This window comes from Thermosipho africanus Ob7 (assembly GCF_003351105.1).
Lineage (GTDB): Bacteria > Thermotogota > Thermotogae > Thermotogales > Fervidobacteriaceae > Thermosipho > Thermosipho africanus.
The window spans coordinates 67,852-88,146 of record NZ_NKRG01000001.1; the positions used below are offsets into that span (position 1 = coordinate 67,852).

The 20,295-nt window shown below is 30.7% G+C and carries 17 protein-coding genes; 7 read left to right on the top strand and 10 right to left on the bottom strand.

Going from position 1 to position 20,295, the window contains the following annotated elements; genetic code table 11:
• Nucleotides 1-6 precede the first annotated feature (6 nt).
• On the bottom strand, nucleotides 7-2,034 hold the full coding sequence (locus OB7_RS00355; protein WP_114702192.1) for a helix-hairpin-helix domain-containing protein: 2,028 nt from the start codon (nucleotides 2,032-2,034) through the stop codon (nucleotides 7-9).
• Between the two features lie 123 nt (nucleotides 2,035-2,157).
• On the opposite strand from OB7_RS00355, the gene OB7_RS00360 reads away from it, so the two are divergent.
• On the top strand, nucleotides 2,158-3,417 hold the full coding sequence (locus tag OB7_RS00360) for an ABC transporter substrate-binding protein (RefSeq protein ID WP_114702193.1): 1,260 nt from the start codon (nucleotides 2,158-2,160) through the stop codon (nucleotides 3,415-3,417).
• A 47-nt stretch (nucleotides 3,418-3,464) separates the two neighbouring features.
• On the opposite strand, the gene pyrE is transcribed toward OB7_RS00360, so the two are convergent.
• The 5 genes from pyrE to OB7_RS00385 are packed head-to-tail and all read right to left on the bottom strand — an operon-like array spanning nucleotide 3,465 to nucleotide 7,206.
• Nucleotides 3,465-4,031 carry an orotate phosphoribosyltransferase gene (gene pyrE, locus OB7_RS00365; protein ID WP_114702194.1) on the bottom strand — a complete coding sequence of 189 codons (567 nt, stop codon included), beginning with the start codon at nucleotides 4,029-4,031 and terminating at the stop codon, nucleotides 3,465-3,467.
• Nucleotides 4,022-4,633 carry an orotidine-5'-phosphate decarboxylase gene (gene pyrF / locus OB7_RS00370; protein WP_114702195.1) on the bottom strand — a complete coding sequence of 204 codons (612 nt, stop codon included), beginning with the start codon at nucleotides 4,631-4,633 and terminating at the stop codon, nucleotides 4,022-4,024. The genes pyrE and pyrF overlap by 10 nt, the downstream gene beginning before the upstream one ends.
• The gene (locus OB7_RS00375) at nucleotides 4,630-5,448 is read right to left on the bottom strand and encodes a HisA/HisF-related TIM barrel protein (RefSeq protein ID WP_114702196.1); all 819 of its coding nucleotides are present in this window, start codon (nucleotides 5,446-5,448) and stop codon (nucleotides 4,630-4,632) included. The genes pyrF and OB7_RS00375 overlap by 4 nt, the downstream gene beginning before the upstream one ends.
• Complete coding sequence (locus OB7_RS00380) at nucleotides 5,445-6,092, bottom strand: iron-sulfur cluster-binding protein (RefSeq protein WP_114702197.1); 648 nt, start codon at nucleotides 6,090-6,092, stop codon at nucleotides 5,445-5,447. The genes OB7_RS00375 and OB7_RS00380 overlap by 4 nt, the downstream gene beginning before the upstream one ends.
• Nucleotides 6,070-7,206 carry a dihydroorotase gene (locus OB7_RS00385; RefSeq protein WP_114702198.1) on the bottom strand — a complete coding sequence of 379 codons (1,137 nt, stop codon included), beginning with the start codon at nucleotides 7,204-7,206 and terminating at the stop codon, nucleotides 6,070-6,072. The genes OB7_RS00380 and OB7_RS00385 overlap by 23 nt, the downstream gene beginning before the upstream one ends.
• A gap of 211 nt (nucleotides 7,207-7,417) precedes the next feature.
• Between OB7_RS00385 and OB7_RS00390 the strand changes: the two genes are divergently transcribed.
• Complete coding sequence (locus tag OB7_RS00390; RefSeq protein WP_114702199.1) at nucleotides 7,418-8,449, top strand: hypothetical protein; 1,032 nt, start codon at nucleotides 7,418-7,420, stop codon at nucleotides 8,447-8,449.
• Here OB7_RS00390 and ispG read toward each other — a convergent pair.
• A complete protein-coding gene (gene ispG, locus OB7_RS00395) occupies nucleotides 8,427-9,461 on the bottom strand; it encodes a flavodoxin-dependent (E)-4-hydroxy-3-methylbut-2-enyl-diphosphate synthase (RefSeq protein ID WP_114702200.1) in 1,035 nt (344 codons plus the stop codon). The two genes, OB7_RS00390 and ispG, sit on opposite strands and share 23 nt — an antisense overlap.
• A gap of 45 nt (nucleotides 9,462-9,506) precedes the next feature.
• Between ispG and OB7_RS00400 the strand changes: the two genes are divergently transcribed.
• From OB7_RS00400 to OB7_RS00410, 3 genes are read left to right on the top strand one after another with little or no spacing between them, the layout of a single operon-like run.
• Nucleotides 9,507-11,180: an HD domain-containing phosphohydrolase gene (locus OB7_RS00400; RefSeq protein ID WP_114702201.1), complete on the top strand. Its 1,674-nt coding sequence runs from the start codon at nucleotides 9,507-9,509 to the stop codon at nucleotides 11,178-11,180.
• 10 nt (nucleotides 11,181-11,190) lie between these two features.
• Nucleotides 11,191-12,585, top strand: coding sequence for a GGDEF domain-containing response regulator (locus tag OB7_RS00405; RefSeq protein WP_114702202.1), 1,395 nt, complete (start codon nucleotides 11,191-11,193; stop codon nucleotides 12,583-12,585).
• Nucleotides 12,578-14,068 carry a site-2 protease family protein gene (locus OB7_RS00410; protein ID WP_282956772.1) on the top strand — a complete coding sequence of 497 codons (1,491 nt, stop codon included), beginning with the start codon at nucleotides 12,578-12,580 and terminating at the stop codon, nucleotides 14,066-14,068. The genes OB7_RS00405 and OB7_RS00410 overlap by 8 nt, the downstream gene beginning before the upstream one ends.
• Nucleotides 14,069-14,095: 27 nt before the next feature.
• Here the strand turns inward: OB7_RS00410 and OB7_RS00415 are convergent, their stop codons facing one another.
• On the bottom strand, nucleotides 14,096-14,449 hold the full coding sequence (locus OB7_RS00415) for a hypothetical protein (protein ID WP_114702203.1): 354 nt from the start codon (nucleotides 14,447-14,449) through the stop codon (nucleotides 14,096-14,098).
• A gap of 12 nt (nucleotides 14,450-14,461) precedes the next feature.
• Nucleotides 14,462-15,142 carry a 16S rRNA (uracil(1498)-N(3))-methyltransferase gene (locus tag OB7_RS00420; RefSeq protein ID WP_114702204.1) on the bottom strand — a complete coding sequence of 227 codons (681 nt, stop codon included), beginning with the start codon at nucleotides 15,140-15,142 and terminating at the stop codon, nucleotides 14,462-14,464.
• Nucleotides 15,143-15,239: 97 nt separating this feature from the next.
• On the opposite strand from OB7_RS00420, the gene leuS reads away from it, so the two are divergent.
• Nucleotides 15,240-17,717, top strand: a complete 2,478-nt coding sequence (leuS, locus tag OB7_RS00425) for a leucine--tRNA ligase (RefSeq protein ID WP_114702205.1) — start codon at nucleotides 15,240-15,242, stop codon at nucleotides 17,715-17,717.
• 12 nt (nucleotides 17,718-17,729) lie between these two features.
• The gene (locus OB7_RS00430) at nucleotides 17,730-18,731 is read left to right on the top strand and encodes a peptidyl-prolyl cis-trans isomerase (protein ID WP_114702206.1); all 1,002 of its coding nucleotides are present in this window, start codon (nucleotides 17,730-17,732) and stop codon (nucleotides 18,729-18,731) included.
• A 67-nt stretch (nucleotides 18,732-18,798) separates the two neighbouring features.
• Here OB7_RS00430 and OB7_RS00435 read toward each other — a convergent pair whose 3' ends face one another.
• Nucleotides 18,799-20,109, bottom strand: a complete 1,311-nt coding sequence (locus OB7_RS00435; RefSeq protein WP_114702207.1) for an alkaline phosphatase — start codon at nucleotides 20,107-20,109, stop codon at nucleotides 18,799-18,801.
• Between the last annotated feature and the right edge of the window lie 186 nt (nucleotides 20,110-20,295).

A 20,295-nucleotide genomic window follows, 5' to 3' on the forward strand; every position in this document is an offset into this window, starting at 1 on the left:
ATTATATCATATTAATTTAACTTTTATATGCCTTAATTGCTGATCTAAATCAATTATTTCAATATCTACAATATCATTAATATTTAGCTCTCTAGTTATAAGTTTTTTATATAAGAATGCAGATTCTTTGAGTCCTATATCAATAAATGCTCCAAAGTCTGTTATATTTGTAACTTTTCCCTGCAACCTTAATCCTATTCTTAAGTCTTCAAAGGTCAAGATATCATCAAATAATTTTGGCTTAGGAATAGATTCTCTTGGGTCTAATCCAGGATTTTTTAACTCGTTTATTATGTCCTTTAAAGTTAATATTCCTACATTTAATTCTTTAGAAAGTTTTTCAATGTCAATATTGTCTAAATTAAGACTAATTATTTTATTTGCTATTTCATATTGTTCAGGGTGAATTCTGCTCTTTTCAAGTGGATTTTTTCCATCAATTATTCTTAAAAAACCAGCACATTGTTCAAATGTTTTTTCTCCGAGACCTTCTATGTTTAGTAATTGCTTTCTTTCTATAAATTTACCATGTTTTTCCCTGTATTTTACTATTTTTTTGGCAAGTGAAGGTGTAATTCCTGATACGTATTCAAGAAGTTTGGCAGAAGCCGTGTTTAGATTAACACCTACCATATTAACGACATCTTTTGTAACGTTGTTTAGTTCTTCTTCCAACTTTTTTTGATTTACATCGTGTTGGTATTGTCCTACACCAAGTGATTTTGGATCAATTTTTACAAATTCTGAAAGAGGATCTTGCACTCGCCTACCAATACTTATTGCGCTTCTTATTGTAGGATCAAGATCTGGAAATTCTTCCATAGCTAATTTTGAGACAGAGTATACTGAAGCTCCAGCTTCATTTGCAAAGATATACTTTACATCCAGATTAAATTTTTTTATTGTATTTACTATAAATTTCTGGGTTTCTCTGGATGCCGTGCCATTACCTATAACTATTAAGTTTAGCTCAAATTTCTTGATTAATTCTATGACAATTTTTTCCGAATTTTCAATATCATTGTGTGGAGGAGTTGGGAAAATAATTGCTTTTTCAAGGAATTTCCCATTTTCATCAAGAACTGCAATTTTACATCCAGTTTTATTTCCAGGATCTATAGCAAGGATTCTTTTATCTTTTAATGGTGGTGTGAGTAATAGTTGTTTTAGGTTTTTTGAGAAAATTACAATGGCTCTATTTTCTGCCTTTTGGGTAAGTTGGTTTCTAATTCTTTTTTTTATAGAATCAAATAATTTTCTCCAACCCAACTCAAGCCCTTTTAGTATGACTTCATTTTTAAGATCAAGCTTTGTAAGCTTGAATATTTCATTTTTGAATTTATCATCAAGTACAATTTGAACTTTTAAAATGTTTTCCTTTTCTCCTCTATTTATAGATAGCACACTGTATTCTTTTAGGTTTTTAATTTTTTGAGAAAAATTTTCATAGGCGTCATATTTTGTTTTGTAATCAACTTTTTTAGTACATTTTAAATATCCATATTCAAATATAAGAAATTCTAATCTTTTTCTTATATTCTCATCATGAGAAAAATTTTGAGCAATAATATTTATCAAACCTTCTATTACTTTATCTCTTGTGTCGAAGGTTTTGCTAAAATATTTTGGAATTTCTTTTTCAAAGTTTTCGGGATTATTTATTAATTTATTGTAAAGCTCTAAAAGACCATTTTCAATTGCAATATCAGCTTTAGATTTCTTTTTCTTTTTATAAGGTAAATATATCTGTTCAAGTTCATCTAAATCGTATGAATTTTCGATTTTCTTTTTCAGCTCCATTGTGAGTTTATTTTCTTTTTCAAGTGCTTTTAATATTTTCTTTTTTTCCTTTTCTACTTTTTCATAGTAATGAAATAGGTTTTGGATTCCTCTTAATTGTTCTTCGTTTAATCCACCGGTTTGGTCTTTTCTATACCTTGCTACAAAATGAATAGTATTTTCTTTTAAAAGTAATATTGCATTTTTAACTTGCCAGTTTTCTAGATTCATTTTTTTAGAAATTAGTTTTTCCAAAATTTCACGCTCCTTTATAGAAAAATTATATCAGAAAAAGCAAGAATGTTTAATTTTCCTTTTACATTCAAATGTGGTATAATATAATGCTGCAGGGAATTTTAGAAAAGGAGGGGAAAGTTTATGAAAAAACTATTGGTAATTTTATTGTCACTTGTTGTTATTTTTTCGTTTGCAAAGACTAAAGTTGTATTCTGGCATGCTATGGGTGGAAATCATGGGAAAACTTTAGAGCAGATTGTAAATTCATTTAATGAATCACATCCTGATATTGAAGTAGAAGCTATTTACGTTGGAAATTACGGTGCTTTATCTCAAAAACTTCTTGCTGGTGCACAAGCTGGGGAACTTCCAACAATTGCACAGGCTTATTCAAACTGGACAGCAAAATTAATTCAAAGTGGCGTTGTCCAAAAATTAAATGACTTTTTAAACGATCCAAAGATAGGTCTTGCAAAAGAGGAATGGGAAGATGTATACGAACCTTTGAGAAAAAATTGTATGTGGGGTAATGACATTTATGCTGTTCCTTTCAACAAGAGTCTTTACATTTTATACTACAATGCAGATCTTCTAACACTTTACGGTGTTGATGTTCCAAAATCAATTAACGAACTTTACTATGCTGCAAAAGTTTTAACAGAAGATGTTGATGGTGATGGTAAACCAGATCAATATGGATTTGGATTTAGAACAACTGCAGACTTGTTCCAAATTCTTCTTTCACTTAGAGGCGGTTCTGTTTTAAGAATGGAAAATGGAAAATGGGTATCAAATATAGATAGTCAAGAAACAAGAGATGTTTTAAGCTTTGTTAGAAAATTAGTTGATGAAGGTATTGCATATTATCAAGGTGGATACATGAACGATCCATTTGGCCAACAAAAGGTTGTTATGTACATAGATACAATTGCAGGAAGAAAATACGTTGAGAGCTCTGTAAAAGGTAAATTCAATTGGGGTTGGGCACCTGTACCTGTTTGGAAAACAAGAAATGTTCCATTTGCAGGAACCGACGTTATTATGTTTGCAAATGCAACTGATGAAGAGAAAAAAGCAGCTTGGGAATTTATGAAATACCTCATTTCACCAGATGTTACAGCATTCTGGTCAGTAAATACTGGTTATATTCCAGTGAGAAAGAGCGCTCTTGAAACAAATATTTGGAAGGAAAATGTAAAATCAGATCCTCTTGCAGAAATCCCACTTACTCAGATTAACAATGCAATATTTGATCCACAAATTGGAGTATGGTATGAAATTAGAACAGTTGTTGGAAACATGTTCTCAGATTTTGTGAATGGAAAAGTTGATATGGAAACAGCAATTAAAACGGCAGATGATCAAATTAAGAAATATTTGGCAGAAGAATACGGTGAATAATTTTATCCTAGACAAAATATAAAGCGTGGCGTAACGCCACGCTTTGTTTATTTTTTAATGAATCTACTTCCTGGTTTTTCAAGTGGAATATTTTTTTTACAGAGAGGGCATTCATCTGGGGAGTAAATTGGAAGTTCTAATTTTATTAAATATTCATATGGAACATCGAATGGATTTGAATTAGACCTGTTTATGATTGAGCCAATACAGCAAAGGTCTCCTCCATTCTCATTTACAATTTCTATTACTTCTTTTACTGATTTACCTGTAGTTATTACATCTTCAACTATTGCAACGCGCTCGCCTTTATTTATTTTAAATCCACGTCTGAGAGTCATAAGGCCGTTTTCTCTTTCTGCAAAAATATTTCTAATATTAAGGTATTTTGCAACCGAGTATGCTAGGTGTATTCCTCCCATTGCAGGACCAATTATTAAATCTGGTTTGTATTTTTCTATCTTTTCGGCAAGCATTTTTGCTACCATGTCACCGTATTCGGGAAATTCAAAGAGCCTTGCGCATTGGACATATTTTTCAGAGTGATTTCCTGATGAAAGTAAAAAATGTCCCGTCAAAAGTGCCCCCGTTTTTTCAAGGATTTCTTTTATTTCCATTTTAATTCCTCCTTGATTTTTTCTATTTTTTCTTTAGGATTTTTACTGAGGTAGATTTCTCTACCTAAAACTGCAAAGTCTGCAATATCCTTTATTTGATCCAATGTAATGATATCTTTTTGATCATCAGCTTTGACTTGCATTCTTATGCCTGGAACTAAAAATTTGCCACTGAGTTTTTTTCTTAAATTTATTGCCCAACGGCCAGGAAGAACAAACGAGCTTTTTATGTTTTCAAGCTCTTCTATTGTTTTTAGATAGTCTGATAATTCTCCAACTTGAGAAGTTAGTTTGACTACTGAAAAAATGATTTTTTCTGTTGAATCAAGAGCTGCCTTAACACTTTCAATTCCCGCGGCACTATGAACTGTAAAACCTATTATAGCTGGATGATCCCAGCTTTTAATTGATCTAGAAACTGTTGAAGGAATATCGCAAAATTTCAAGTCTAATATTACTTTGATGTTTCTCTTTTCAAATTCATCTAGAATTTTTTTGCCGAAAATAGCCAAGTTATGTCCTACCTTTACAGTATCAAAACTTCCGTATTTATCAATGAATTCTAAGGGGCTTTCCATATCCAAACTCAATACAGGTATCATTTTTCCACTCCTTTCAAATATTTTCCAAGTTCTTCAATAACTTGTGGATCTTTAAATAACGCGCTTCCTATTGAAATAGCATTTGCTCCTACTAAAAGGAAATCATCCACATCTTTCTTTGTATATATACCTCCTGAAGCTATTATGTATATATCTTTTAGAACTTTTCTAACTTCATATATTGCGCGTAATGCTATAGGTTTTAAAATTGGTCCTGAAAGTCCTCCCGTAACTATTTTTCCATCTTTTATTAGAAGACCTCTAACACAGTTTATTAGTGTAAGTCCGTTCCATCCAAATTCTTTTACTTTTTTTGATAAGACTTCAACAAAATTTCCTTCAATACTTAATTTTGCAATTAAAAATGAATTTGGAAGTATTTTTCGAACATTTTCAAGAATTTCTTGCCATTCATTTACGTCTGAAAGAATTGAAAGCCCGCCTTTTTTTACGTTTGGACAAGAAAAGTTAAATTCAATTGCCTCAAATTTTTTAGCGTATGGAGCTATTTTTTCTGCTATTTTTATGTATTCATCTTTACTATCTCCTCCAAGACTAAGTATTGTTTTTGTTTCTTTAAGTACGAATTTTTCAATGTTTGATATAACGTATTCTATTCCAGGATTTTCAAGACCGATACTATTAATTATATAGTTTTCCGAATTTTCCATTCTTTTTGATTTGTTTCCTGGTTTTGGATTTAAAGTTATGGTTTTTAACGTATATGCACCTACATATTTTGGGTTTATAAGGCTTAGATATTCTCCACTTCCTCCCGGTCCAGAAGCTATAACTAGAGGCGGGTTTAGATTCATAGTATATCCCTCCTAAATATTGGTCCGTCTGTACAGACGTGCTTTACACCATCTTTTGTAAAAACGGCACAGCTTTTACAAGCGCCAATACCACAACCCATATATTCTTCAAGTGATACAAAAACATTTTTGGATTCAATGTTTGAAAGAACAAATTCTTCCATTTGTTTTGAACCACTTACTAGGTACCAATCGTATGGCTTTAAAGTTTTTATTTTTTTGGAAAAATCTTCATTCCCAACTACGCTTTCAAAAGGAAGTTCGAAATTTATCTTGCTTTTGCTTCCAATAAGTACATTACAAGAATATTTTTCATGTAAAAGATTTGCTAATGTAATGCATGTCGGAGATGCTATAACTATGCCATTGCCTGCAGGTGGGATGAATTTATTACCTAATGGAAAGTGGGCTTTAAATTTTTTTTCTTCGAAGACGATATATTTTGTTCCTTTTCCTTTTATCTGAACTGATACAGCTATATTGCTTTTCCATGTTCCAAGTATAAAAGGTTTTCTTGTTAGTGAGGGAGTTTGAATCATTATAAATTGACCTTCATCAAATTTAAATTTTTCATTAAATGTAACTATAAATGTATCTTCATTTATTTGAATTACATCTTTCTTAGTCAAATAAGTATTCTCCATTCCAAAACCCCCATTTTCCATTTATTTTTACTCCAATAACTTTACCTTTTAATTTCATACCATCAAAAGCGCAATTTTTTCCTTTACTGTAAAATTTTTTGCTGTCAACTATAAATTCTTGGTTTAAATCTACAACTACAAAATTTTCTGAATCGAATTTTGGCTTTATTTTTAATCGTCTTCTTGGACTGTCACAAAGTTTGTTAATTACGATCATAAGGTCTTCAATGGCAGTATAAAAGGCAGAAAATGCAATTTCAATATTTGAAGTACCATATGGATCTTTTTCAAAGTCATTTTTTTTGTCAGGGTGTGGTGCATGATCAGTGGCAAGGATATCTATATAATTGTTTTTTACAGCCTCAATTAAAAATTCTCTTGTTTGTTGGTCAGCAAGGGGTGGGTTGATTTTAAAGTTTGAATTTTTGATATGCTCATTTGTTAATAAAAGGTGGTGTGGAGTTACTTCACAGGTTATATTTGCATATTTTTTTAGAAATTTTATCATTTCCAGTGTGTAAATCGATGAAATATGCTGGATATGAAAGTCTCTAAAACCAAATTCAATCCCTGTTAATATAGTTCTAGCTACTGCTACAGCTTCATTTGTTACTGGCCGTTTGGGCAGATTTTCTATTTTTTTGTAAAAAATTCCCGGGTGTTCAAACATTTGACTGTGGTCAAGAAGAAGGTGTGGTTTTTTCTTTGAAAAATTTTCTACTAACTCATTGTAATTGTATTCTATGCCATCTGTTGAATAACATAAAATGTCTATGTTGTTTGGTTCTTGTGAGCCAAAAAATGATGTTGTCCTGTAAAATTTAACATATGGATTTTCAGAAAGTTTTTTGTGTCTTTCATGAACATTACTATTTTCTAGTCTTGGTTTTGTGTTTGGTTGTATTAGAACTTCTGAAAAACCACCAGCTATACAAGCTTTTTTTAAAGATTCATAATCTTCTTGACCTTCTAATAGCCTTACATGGGTGTGAAAATCAAAAAATGTTGGAATGACAACTAAATTTTCAGAGTATATGTTTTTTGGTAGAGAAATTTCTTCATAGAAAAGCTTTTTTTGGTAAGGATCATACACTTTTACCGAAATAAATTTCACCTCCCCCACAGCTAAAGAAAAAGGGGCCCAATAGTGAGCCCCTTTTTCAAGGATTTATGTGAAAAATATTAATTTTTAATTTTTGCTCGAAAGTTTTCATTTTTATAACCCCCCACTAAACTTACCTTATAATTTTATATCATATTTGTGGAGATTTATCAAGTTGTTGAGTTTTTAAATAAATGATGTAGAATTAAATAGAGGTGAATTTATGAGGGTATTTTTAAGCGTGGAAGAGTTAAAAAGAGTGTTAAAGTTAATTGATAAAACAGTTGGAACTGTTGAAAAAACAAATAGAATAGTTGGATTTAAATATGAAAACGGATTTTTAAATCTTTATGGTAGTGATGGATGTCTGAGTTTAAAGGCAAAAGTTTCAGAAATGAATCCGACAACTCTTTCTTTTTCTGTTCCATTAGATATATTAAAATTTTTTGTATTTGAACTCTCGGGAAACATCTCAATTTATTCTGATGGGAATTATGTTGTATTAAAAGCAAAAGATGAGAATTTGAAATTAAAGACAGAACGTTTTTCTTTCAAGAATTTTGAAGAAAGATATGAGGAATTAATTAACGTTCCTATAAATGTATTTGTAAATGATCTAGATTTTGTATCAAGTCACTTGGAAGAAGGAAGTTACGTAGATTTTTACTTTGGAAATAAAGTAAGAATGGTAGCAGAAAATGGCAGTATCATTAATTATGTTGTAAGGGATAAGAAAAGTAAAGAATATTCATGGAGAATTCCTTATTATTCAGCACGGCATTTGATAAAGGCTTTATCTGAAATAAAAAGTGGAGAATTAATTGTTGGTGAAGGACTTAATAAATTGGTTTTGTCATCTGATTATTTGTTTAATGTCTGTGGTGAAGAGCTCGATCACTTGGAGCTTGTACCATTAGAAAATGAAATTGAAAAGTCTGAAGAATTTTTAAGGGTTAGTTTAAAAAGTATAAGACGATTTTTAAGAAGAGCTATGATTTCTGGAAGATATTCAAGGCTAAAAATATTTGGTAATGAAAAAGGGCTTTATTTTTATGCTTTTTCTGAAAATATGGAGTATAGAGGGCATATAGATATTAGTAGTAAATACATTTTCCAAACAACAACAAACGCCTATTTTTTAAGAAGCGCTTTGAATAGAATAGGTAGTGAAACATTATTGTTTTTCAAAGGCGAAAAGTATTTAATAATATCAACTATGCAAAAAAGAAGATTTATTCTTCTTCCACTTTTATAATATAATCTTCTAGAACTTGAAAAATTTCTTCTTTTTTGAAAGTTCCTACTATCTTTCCTTTATAGAATAGCAAAAATCCATTTTGAACTCCCGCAATTCCAATTTCAGCATCTTTTCCTTCTCCAATACCATTTACAACACACCCTAAAACTGCTATTTTTATGTTTTTTTCAACCTTTGAAAATCTTTGTTCAATAATACTAGACCATTTTTCAACATCTATTGTTGTCCTCGCACAAGTAGGACATGCTATTATTTGTATTCCTTTCCTAAGATTTAAAGATATTAAAAGTTTTTTTGCAGCCAGAACTTCTTTTACGGGATCCCCTGCAATGGAAATCCTTATTGTATCACCTATGCCTTTATATAAAAGATATCCCAAAGCAGCAGAAGATTTTATAATTGCCCATTCGTATGTTCCAGCTTCTGTAACTCCAATATGAAGTGGATAGTCAGTCATTTTTGAAATTTTTTCGTATGCTTTTATCGTTTCAATGACATCTGAGCTTTTTACTGAAATTACAATGTTTTCAAAATCAAACTTTTCAAGTAACCTAACTTCCTTCAATGCAGCCTCGCATAGTGCGTCAATTTTAGGAAGTGTCTCAAGTTCTTTAGGAATGGATCCTGAATTTGCACCTACTCTTATGGGGACATTATATTCTTTTGCAACTTTAATAATTTCTTTTACTTTTTCATCATTTCCAATATTTCCAGGGTTTATTCTAACTTTACTTGCTCCATTTTTAATACTTTCTATTGCAAGCTTATAGTCAAAATGTATATCAGCTATAATTGGGATTGGAGATTCTTTGGTTATTGTTTTTAAAGCTTTAGCAGCTTCAAAAGTGGGGACTGAAACTCTAACTAATTCGCATCCTGCATTGTATAAATTTTGAATTTGTTGCAAAGTGTTTTTTATATCTTCGGTTTTTGTATTAGTCATAGATTGTATAACAATCGGATTTTTTCCACCAATTTTAACATTTTTAATATTTATTTCTTTAGTCATTTTAATGCCTCCTTGTGATAAAATAATAGTTAAGAGGGTGATAATATGAGGTTAAAAGATGAATTAATATTATTACTTAGAAAAGGTTACTATGTTTTATTAGTAGTATTTATCTTGATGTTTACTGTCATATCAATTTTACTATTTAATTTTGAAAAAAACAATCTAGTTAACTTTGCAAGTTTTGTAAAATCAGCGGTAGAAGAAAAAAGTTTTGAAAGCAGTGAGTCGGTCATAGATTATATAAACAAGTTGATAGCAAATGAAAAGGAATGTTTGTTTTTTTCTCCTGTCAAGGAAAATAGATTGTTCTTTGTTAGTGTTCCAATAAAGGTTTTAGGTTATAATTTCGTAATTTGCAAAGATTTAAGATCAAGTTTTTTTAAACTTTTAATCGTTTTTGGAATATTTTTATTTATATTTTTGATTATATACTATAGACTAAAAAATTCTTATGTAAAATTTGCAAAAGAACTTGAAGATGGACTTAAGATTCTTAAAGCTTCTATGGACCATTTTCAAAATTATCTTGAAATTAGTACTGTTAATAGAGAATTGAGAATTGTCGAATTAGATGAACTCAAAGAAAGGTTTAATTATCTTCAAAAGGTTGTATTGGACAATGAAAAAGAACTGCAGGAAATGTTTTATTCAGAAGAAAGATTAAGGAAAGAAGTTGAACAATTAAATAATTTACTTGTATCGGTTTATGACATACTTTCTGATATTGTTCCAGAAGAAGATTTAGAGGAAATTGCTCATAAAATACTAAAAAAGTTGATTTCTATAATACCAGATGTAAATGCTGGAAGTATTATTTTAAAAGACGGTGGAAAGTACAGATTTTATGCTCAAATAGGTTATTCTGATGCTTTAAAAGATATAGTTTTTACAGATGAAGATGATGTGGTTGCAGTAAAGTATGAAGGATTTGTTGATGGAAAAATCTTTAAAGAATTAAATGAAAAAAGTGTATTTAAAGATAAATTTGAAAAATTAGGTAGTAATAAAATAAAATCTTCGTATATAATTCCAATTTATGTTAATAACGAAAAGTTTGGTGGTATTTGTTTGGATTCGTTTGTGAATGAAAAACTAGTTATACCAGAATATGCAACTCAAATATTTGGAAAACTATTTGGGAACTTTTTGTATCTAAAATTATATGGAAAGAGAATGGAGAAATTATTTGAAGAAATTTTAACATTGCTTGTAGAAGTTGAAGAAAAATTATCAAATAAAAAGCATTCAAAAATGGTAGCAAATGTTTCTAAAATAGTAGCTGAAAAGATGGGACTAGATGTAGAAAGAGTGTATAGGGCTGCATATTTGCACGATATTGGAAAAATAATGGTAGACAAGACGGTTCTAAAAAAGCCTGGAAGGTTAACGAGAAAAGAAAGGGAAACAATTGAAAGGCATGTAGAGCATGGTTATAAATTATTGAGTAAATTTGAAGGTTTTAAAGATATTGCAGAGATAGTTTTATACCATCATGAAAGGTGCGATGGGAAAGGTTATCCTAAAGGACTAAAATGTGAACAAATACCTATTGAAAGTAAGATAATAAGTGCGGTAGATGTTTGCTGCACACTATTGATAAAAGGTTATGGAAATGAAGAGATAATAAATTTACTTAGAAAAGATGTAGAGAATGGAAAATTGGATGGTAATATTGTTGAAATTTTGATAGAATTGTTAAGGAACAATATAATTTAGGGGTGAAGTTATGAATAAAAAGGTATTGGTAATTGATGATAGTAAGTTGTGGAGAGAATTTTTAAAAAGAACAATTGAAGATTTTGGACACACAGTGGAAGTTGCAAGTGATGGTTTAGAAGGCATAAACAAATTTTTTGAGTTTATGCCTGAGATAGTTATAACTGACTATATAATGCCTAATATGAATGGAGTGCATTTGACTAGATTTATAAGATCATATCCTCAATTTAAAAATGTTGGGATAGCTATTTTAACTGCTGAAAATGAATCTATAAATCCATTTTGGGCAAAAGAAAGTGGCGCAAATTTATTTTTGCAAAAGAATTTAGACAGAGAGAAAATTATTGAAAGACTAAAAAAGTTTTGTGAAAGAGATTATACGATTGAATGGTCTATGGAATTTTATAAAGTTAGAAAAGAGCCATATGGAGAATTAGTAGATGTTCTTGAAGAAAGACTCAGGAATGAAATTATAACCTCGAAAATATTTAGTATGCTTCAGTACATTGAAGATGAAGAGTATCTTTTAAATAATTTCTTTAATATGAGTATAAGTTTTTTTGAACCAAGATCAATTCACGTTCTTTTAATAACTTTATCAGAAGGACGTATATACAGCTATTCAAGAGATAATGAAAAATTTTCTCTTGAAAATGTTAAAGAAAAACTTTTTGAGAATTTAAAAAGGCCAGTGACTCCATCAAATTGGAAATATGTTGGTAATTTTTCAAAAAATGGAAGAAATTTAAATAACATAAAAAGTTTTGTTTTGGAACATAGTGGTGTTGAACAAGGGGTAATATTATTTGAAGATGTTGAAAGAGAAAATGATTTCAAAAAAAATTTAAATGTTGCATTAGAACCTTTAGGATTGATTTCGAAAATTTTAAACGATTTTTCGGATTTTAAAATTAAAGTTGAAATTGATAGTTTAACACAAGTCTATAATAAACAATTTATTACTTCAAAGTTGAATGAACTTTTGAAATTGCATAGGAGGCAAAAATTACCACTTTCAATTGCAATGATTGATATAGATGATTTTAAGAAAGTTAATGATACTTATGGTCATATAAAGGGCGACAAAGTATTGAAACAATTTTCTAAATTAATTAAAGAAGGACTCCGTGAAAGCGATTATTTGGGAAGATATGGCGGAGAAGAATTTTTAGTTATATTTCCTGCAACAAACTGCTTTGATGCAAAAAAGGTTATGGAAAGAATTTTGGATAAAGTTAACAAGTATAACTGGAAAGAAGAGCTTGGAATAGAAAAAGTTACATTTAGTGCAGGTGTTTGTTGTGACATTTCAAAAACAGTACTTGATCTAATAAATATGGCTGATGAAAAACTTTATAGGGCAAAGAGAAATGGTAAAAATCAAGTAGTCGGAGGTGAGTAGTATTTTTATAACCATTATTTCATTCATTTTGGTTTTCATGTTTGTAGTTATAGTTCATGAGTTTGGACATTTTTTGTTTGCAAAGATTTTTAAGGTGTCGGTTCTTGAATTTTCAATTGGTTTTGGACCTGCTATTTTTAAGAAAAAGTTCGGAGAAACTGTCTGGAAGATAAATATAATTCCCTTTGGTGGATACGTTAGATTAAAGGGTGAGGATTTTGATGAAAGTGAAGAAGATGGACTTTATGCAAAACCATCATGGCAAAGGTTATTAATAGCATTTGCTGGACCTTTATTCTCTGTTTTAGCTGCATATATACTTTTCATACCTATAGTATTAAATTGGGGTGTTCCTGCTGTAACAATTGGGAAGGTAATAGAAAATTCACCTGCTCAAGAGTATGGCCTTCAACCCGGGGATGTTATTTACAAAATCAATGGTAAAAGAATATTCGATTCTTACGAAGTCACAAATACAGTATCAAAGGGAAAAGTTGTAAAGATGGAAATTTTAAGAAATGGAGAAATTATTAAAAAAGAAATTCCTCCTAGAATTTCTCCACCTGAATACATTTTTTTGTTAGATGATGTAAAAGGAGATATAAATGGGGAAATAGTAAAAATAAATGGTTATAAAGTTGGAGTTGATTTGAAACTTGAAAGTGGTACTTTTGTAGAGCTTGAAGATGAGTTCGGCAATACAATTTCTGGTGTATTAGTTCAATATTCTTATGTTCCTGAAAGACCAACAATTGGTTTTTATTATGCTGGTTTTAAGCCGGTAGTTGAAAAAGATATGCATCCGTTTAAAAAAGGAGATATTATTTTAAAAGTTAATAATAGAGAAATTGATGATTATATTTCTCTTGTTAATGTTATAACCGCCATGAAACTTTCAGAAAATCAAGTGTATATAGACATCTGGGGGCAGCAGATAAGAGAAAAAATTGTACCTTTAGGTAATGATTTGAATGTGCTTGTATCAAGAAATGGGGAAGAAATTTCTTTGAATTTAAACAAAAAAGAGTTTTTGAATATAATTTCATCACCTGGATTTTTCAAGCAAGAAAGTTATGTTATTAAACCAAAGAACTTTTTTGATGCAATCTCACTTGCAGTTGCAAGATGTAATTCAGCTGCAATATCTATATGGAAGGCATTTGGAAAATTGTTTACAACTGGGCAAGGTGTAGAACAAGTAGCAGGGCCTGTAGGTATTGCGGTTATAGTTGGTGAAGCTGCCAAAGCTGGATGGGAAACTATTTTAACGGTTGTAGCTTTGTTTACCCTTAACCTGGGAATATTTAATTTATTACCTCTTCCTGCACTTGATGGTGGAAGGATAGTGTTTTCTCTGATTGAAATTATTTCTAGGAAAAAAGTGAATAGAAAGGTTGAAGCAATAGTTCATACTATAGGATTCTTTATATTGATGGCTTTAGCATTTTATTTTATGTTTGCTGATTTTAGCAGGTTCTTTTAAAAAAATGAGCGGCTAAGCCGCTCATTTTTATTTCTTTAGATTAAAGTAGTCAGTATTTTCGTCATGTTCGATCTTTAGATATCTATTTTTTGCAGCTTCAAAAATTCTTTCAATAATTGCATGTAAGTCACTATCTTTGAATTTTTCCAACTTTTCTTCCAATTTTTTAGAGAATTCGTAATGCTCACCTTCAAATTTTATATCTTCTTGTGAAAATTCATTAAATTCAGGATCGATAGAAGAAAGTAATTCCAATAATGTGTTAATAAATACTTCTCTAACATCTGATTTTCTTTTGGCATTGGCTAATTTTTCACGATATGAAGGTTCAATTTCATGTTCATACTTTACAAATGAGATGATCTTTTTGCCTTTTTCCATATAATCCCCCCTTTAAATTTTGTTGAGTACAATTGCAAAATAGCTCAAAGCAACAAATGCTGCAGTTTCAAAACGTAAAATTTTATTTCCCAAACGTATTGCATTAAAATTTGAAAACAGAAAGTCTAGTTCTTCTTTTGAAAAACCGCCTTCTGGGCCAACTATTATTGAAACATCGCCATCAATATTGGCTGGTAATTTTTGACCGTTAAAATCTAGAAAATAGGTGTTTTTGGTTGCGTAGTTTTTAATGCCTTTAAAAGTAATAAAATCTACATTTGGAAAATGAAACCTCACACATTGTTTTGCACTGTCTCTAATGACCATATTTATTTTTTCTACTTTATCTTTGTAATCTCTATTAGAAAAAGCAGTTTTTGTTATATAAATATTATCCACACCAAGTTCTACAGATTTTTCAATGAGCCATCTAAGGCGTTCCCATCTTGAAGCCGGTGCAAAAAGGGCTAGAAAAGTTTTTTCGTTGTTTTCTATATATTTAGACTCGAGGATCTCTCCAAAAGATTTCTTTTTTCCAATTTGTGCTATTTTTACTTTGTAGTAGTATCCTTTTCCGTCTGTACATTCAATAATATCATTTTCTTTTTTCCTAACTGTTTTAAAATGAACAGTTTCATGCTCATCGAAAATTAGATTATTATCTTCTTTTATTCCAAAAAAAAGATTTGGCACTTTTATCACCTCAATCAGATTATACTACATTATTTGTTAACTATTACTATTTGTAGTATAATCTTAATAAAACAAGATTAAGTAAGGAGGGATTTGTGTGAAAGAATATATTCCAGGTCAGATAGAAAAAAAGTGGCAAAAAGTATGGGAAGAGGAAAAAGTATTTGAAACACCACAATATTCTGAGAAACCAAAATTTTATGATCTAGTAATGTTTCCATACCCTTCAGGGACATTACATGTTGGCCACGTGAAGAATTACGTTATTGGAGATATAGTTGCAAGGTATAAAAGAATGAAAGGTTATAATGTTTTACATCCATTTGGTTACGATGCATTTGGTCTTCCTGCTGAAAATGCTGCTATTAAAAATAAAATTCATCCCGAGGTTTGGACTTTTAAAAATATAGAAACAATTAGAAACCAAATTAAAAAGATAGGAATAAGTTATGATTGGAAAAGGGAAATTGCAACATGTACAGAAGATTATTACAAATGGACTCAATGGTTGTTTGTCAAAATGTATGAAAAAGGACTTGCATATAAGAAGAAAGCAGCTGTTAATTGGTGTCCAAGCTGTCAAACAGTACTTGCAAACGAGCAAGTTGTTGACGGCAAATGTGAAAGGTGTGGTACAGAAGTTACTTTAAAACATCTTGAGCAATGGTATTTTAAGATAACTGATTATGCTGAAAGGCTTTTAAATGATTTAGAAAAGCTAGAAGGTTGGCCTGAGAATGTAAAAACAATGCAAAAAAATTGGATAGGAAAAAGCACAGGTGCAGAAATTGATTTTAAAGTTGATGGTCTTGATATGAACATTAGAGTATTCACTACAAGGCCTGATACAATCTGGGGAGTAACCTTTATGGCTATTGCTCCAGAGTCACCTCTTGTTGAAACGCTTGTAACTGAAGATAGAAAGGAAGAATTAGAAGAATTTTTGAAAAAGGTTTCTTTGGAAGATAGGTTTAAAAGAACAAGCTTGGAAGCCGAAAAGGAAGGATTTTTCTTGGGGAGATATGCTATTAATCCTGTTACTGGAGAAAAAATTCCTATTTACGTTGCAAATTATATATTGTATGAATATGGAACAGGTGCAATTATGGCAGTTCCTGCACACGATCAAAGAGACTTTGATTTTGCAAAAAAATACAATATACCAATAAGACTTGTTATTGACAATCCTGAAAGTCCAATAGATGTAGAAAAAATGGAAAAAGCATACGAAGATGAAGGTATAATGGTAAATTCTGGACCATTTAATGGCATTTCAAGCAAAGAAGCAATTGAAAAAATAATAGATTATCTCGAGGAAAAAAATATTGGAAAAAGAAGTGTTCAATATAAATTGAGAGATTGGCTTATCTCAAGACAAAGATATTGGGGAGCACCTATTCCAGTTGTTTATTGTGAAAAATGTGGTACGGTAGCTGTTCCGGAAGAACAACTTCCAGTGAAACTTCCAAAAGATGTTGAATTCTTACCAACTGGACAATCACCACTTTCATTGGATGAACAATTTTTGAATACATCATGTCCAAAATGTGGTGGCCCTGCAAGACGAGAAGCTGATACAATGGATACGTTTGTGGATAGTTCATGGTATTATCTAAGATATGTAAATCCAAATCTTGAAGATAAACCATTTGAAAGTAAAGATGTTAACTATTGGCTGCCAGTTGATCAATACATAGGTGGTGTGGAACATGCGGTTTTACACCTTTTATATTCAAGATTTATAACTAAAGTTTTGCATGATATGGGATATATTGATTTTGATGAGCCATTTACAAATTTGTTTACACAAGGAATGATTTACAAAGATGGATGGAAGATGAGTAAATCTAAAGGAAATGTAGTATCTCCAGATGATATGATTGAAAAATATGGTGCAGATACACTCAGAACATACATATTATTTATGGCTCCACCAGAAAAAGATGCAGAATGGAGCGATGCAGGAATAGAAGGTGTTCATAGATTTTTAAAGAGACTTTGGAATAATATTTATTCTGTGCTTGAAAAAATTAAAAATGTTAGTGCAGAAAAAATAGAATTAAAAAATAAGTTAGAAAAAGATTTAAGAAGGAAATTACATCAGTCGATTAAAAAAATAACGGAAGATATAGAAGGTGGATTTAAATTCAATACTGCAATTGCAGGATTAATGGAATTAAACAACAGTTTTTCAGATTATTTGAATAAGACTGAAGAAAAAGATTTAAATTTACCTCTTTTGAGGGAATTGGTTGAAAAACTTGCACTTATACTTTCGCCGTTTGCACCACACATGGCTGAGGAGATTTGGCATGACTTAGGCAATGATACATTAATTGTAAATGAAGAATGGCCAAAGTATGATGAAAAGGCTTTGGAAGTTGATGAAGTAACTGTAATAATACAAATAAATGGTAAAGTTAGAGGAAAAATAAACGTTGATGTCAATGCAGATGAAGAGACAGTAAAAAAGATTGCTTTTGAAGAGCCTAAGGTATCTTCATATATAGAAGGAAAAGAAATAGTAAAGGTTATTTATGTAAAGAATAAGCTGCTTAATATCGTTGTAAAATGAGGAGGAGATTGTATGAAACGTTTTTTGCTTTTACTTTTGGTTGTTTTTTCAGTGGTGATTTTTTCCGAGGAACTTCCAGCAACATCAACTGTTGCAGTAGTAAACGGTGAGGCTATTACGCTTGAACAGCTAAATAGAGCTGCAGACGTGCAAAAACTTATGATCGGTATAAGTCAGGTGGACCAAACGTTTTTTAGTGTTTTATCGAACACCGAAGAGGGTGTAAAAGTAATATTAAGATACAAAAGAGTAGTTTTAGATGATTTAGTAAATAAGTTGTTAATAGTACAGTTTGCTCAAAAGTATGGAGCAAGACCGACTGAGGAAGAAGTAAGAAATGTAGTTGATAAACAAATATCGGACTATTTAAACCAACAGGGAATTGATGAAAAAACATTTGATATGTATTTGCAGTATGCAAATATGGGAACTTTAGAAGATTTTAAAGAAAAGATGTATTTTGAAACTCTTGTTAATCTATCACTTGAAAGACTTTTCAATGTTGTTACAAAAGATGCAACAGTTTCTGATGAAGAATTGATGGATTATTATCAAAAACATATTGATGAGTATTCTACACCAACACAATATACTCTAAGCTTAATAGCTTTTGATAACGAAAAAGTTGCAAATGCTGTAAAAACTAAGATAGTTTCTGGTGAAACGTTTGATAGTATTGCAAGTGAATATGGCATTTCTCAATTTAAATATGAAAATATAGCTGAGGATACTACTTTCCCAGGTAAGTTATGGAACTATATAAAGAATGCACCTCAAGGCGCATTGTTGGGGCCAATAGATGTAGATGAAAAATATTACATCTTTAAAGTAGAAAATGTTGTTCCAATGCAATCTAAGAAATTTGATGAGGTAAGGGAAGAAATTTCAAATATGATTTTATCTGAAAAGAAGAAAAATATGTGGGCAAACTTTATTGACAGTGAATTTAGTAAATTTAAAAACGAAAGTACAGTCGAGGTTTATTATAAAGTGGATGTAGAACAGAATAATTAATATCTAAAAAATAACCCCCAAGATGATTAAAATTCTTGGGGGTTATTTTTTACCAAATGTTACTTAATTAATGTCCACCTGATACTGGTAGTTTATAGGTAGGAAATGTAAGTGGGTATCCCGCAAGTCTTGCAATAATTCTTGGTATTTCAGTGTTATCTATTAAACCTTTAAAGTTATCAGCGCCTTGTCCAAATGCGTATAGTGCAACAGGTGCGCCTGTGTGATCATATGTAGTCCAACCAAGGTGTGCCTTTTTACTTACTAATCTTCCTATTGCATTTGAAAATGCATAATATGAGTTTCCCTGTTCTTTTACTAGAGAGTCAAAAAGCTCTAAGTCTTCATCGGTTAATTCTAATTGATAGTATTTTTTAATGAGCTCTTTTAATTTAATCTTGTCTTTATTTGACTCTTTTGATATAAAATCTGTGTTTTTACTAAATTTTCTTATCATTTCAACATCAAAATAATATCCACCACTTGAAAGGCCTAGGCCTCCAGTTTCGTGATCTGCGGTAACAATAATCAAGGTATCTGGGTTTTGTTTTAAAAATTCCATAGCAACTTTGAATGCTTCTTCAAATTCAATTATTTCTTTCCAAACGCCGTATGGATCATTTCCATGTGCTTCCCAGTCTATTTGTGAGCCTTCTATCATTAAAAAGAAAGGTGAATTATCTTTTGACAGTATTTCAAGGGCTTTTTTTGTCATCTCAGAAAGTGTTGGTTCATTTACCCTATCAGTATACGCTGGTAAATGGCTTGAATTGAAAAGTCCTATTACTTTTTTTCCGTTGTAATTAAGTAGTTCTTCTTTTGTTGTAATATAATCAAATCCTTTTTCTTTTGCCAATTTAATTAGATCTTTTCCATCCTTTCTTTTTCCGCCAGTTGCTACAAAATGTCTCCAGCCGCCACCAAACGCAACTGTTATAGGGCTGTTAACTAATTGTTCTGCAAGAGTGTTTTCGTCACTTCTTGAATTTACATGACCGTACACTGCACCTGGAGTTGCGTGAGTGATTCTTGATGTTGCTATTATTCCAATTTTTACACCGTATTTTGCTGCAATCTCTGCAATTGTAGGAACAGTTGTACCATCTGGCAATATGCCGATCATTCCATTGTTAGTTTTAAAACCAGTAAAAAGCGCAGTTCCAGCAGCTGCTGAATCCGTAACATTACTATTTGCAGAATGTGTAGTTACTAGTGCAATATTTTGGGTTTTCATAAACTCTAGAAGTCTTCCTTCAAGATAGCTTGCAAGCATTACATGATTAATTCCCATACCATCCCCTATCATGTAGATAACGTTTTTTACAGAAAATGAAAATACAGAGACTAGTAAAAGCAATATAAGTAAAAGTTTTTTCATAAGACTACCTCCCTTTCTTTTTTGGAGTCAAACAAATGACTCCTATTTTGAGCCTTGATATTTTAACATAATTTGCAAACTTTCATCAAAAGTTTAAAACATACATTTTATTTTACTATTTAGAAATATTTAGTTATTTTAAGATATGATATAATTAAATAATAGATAAAGTGAAAAGGAGGTTTT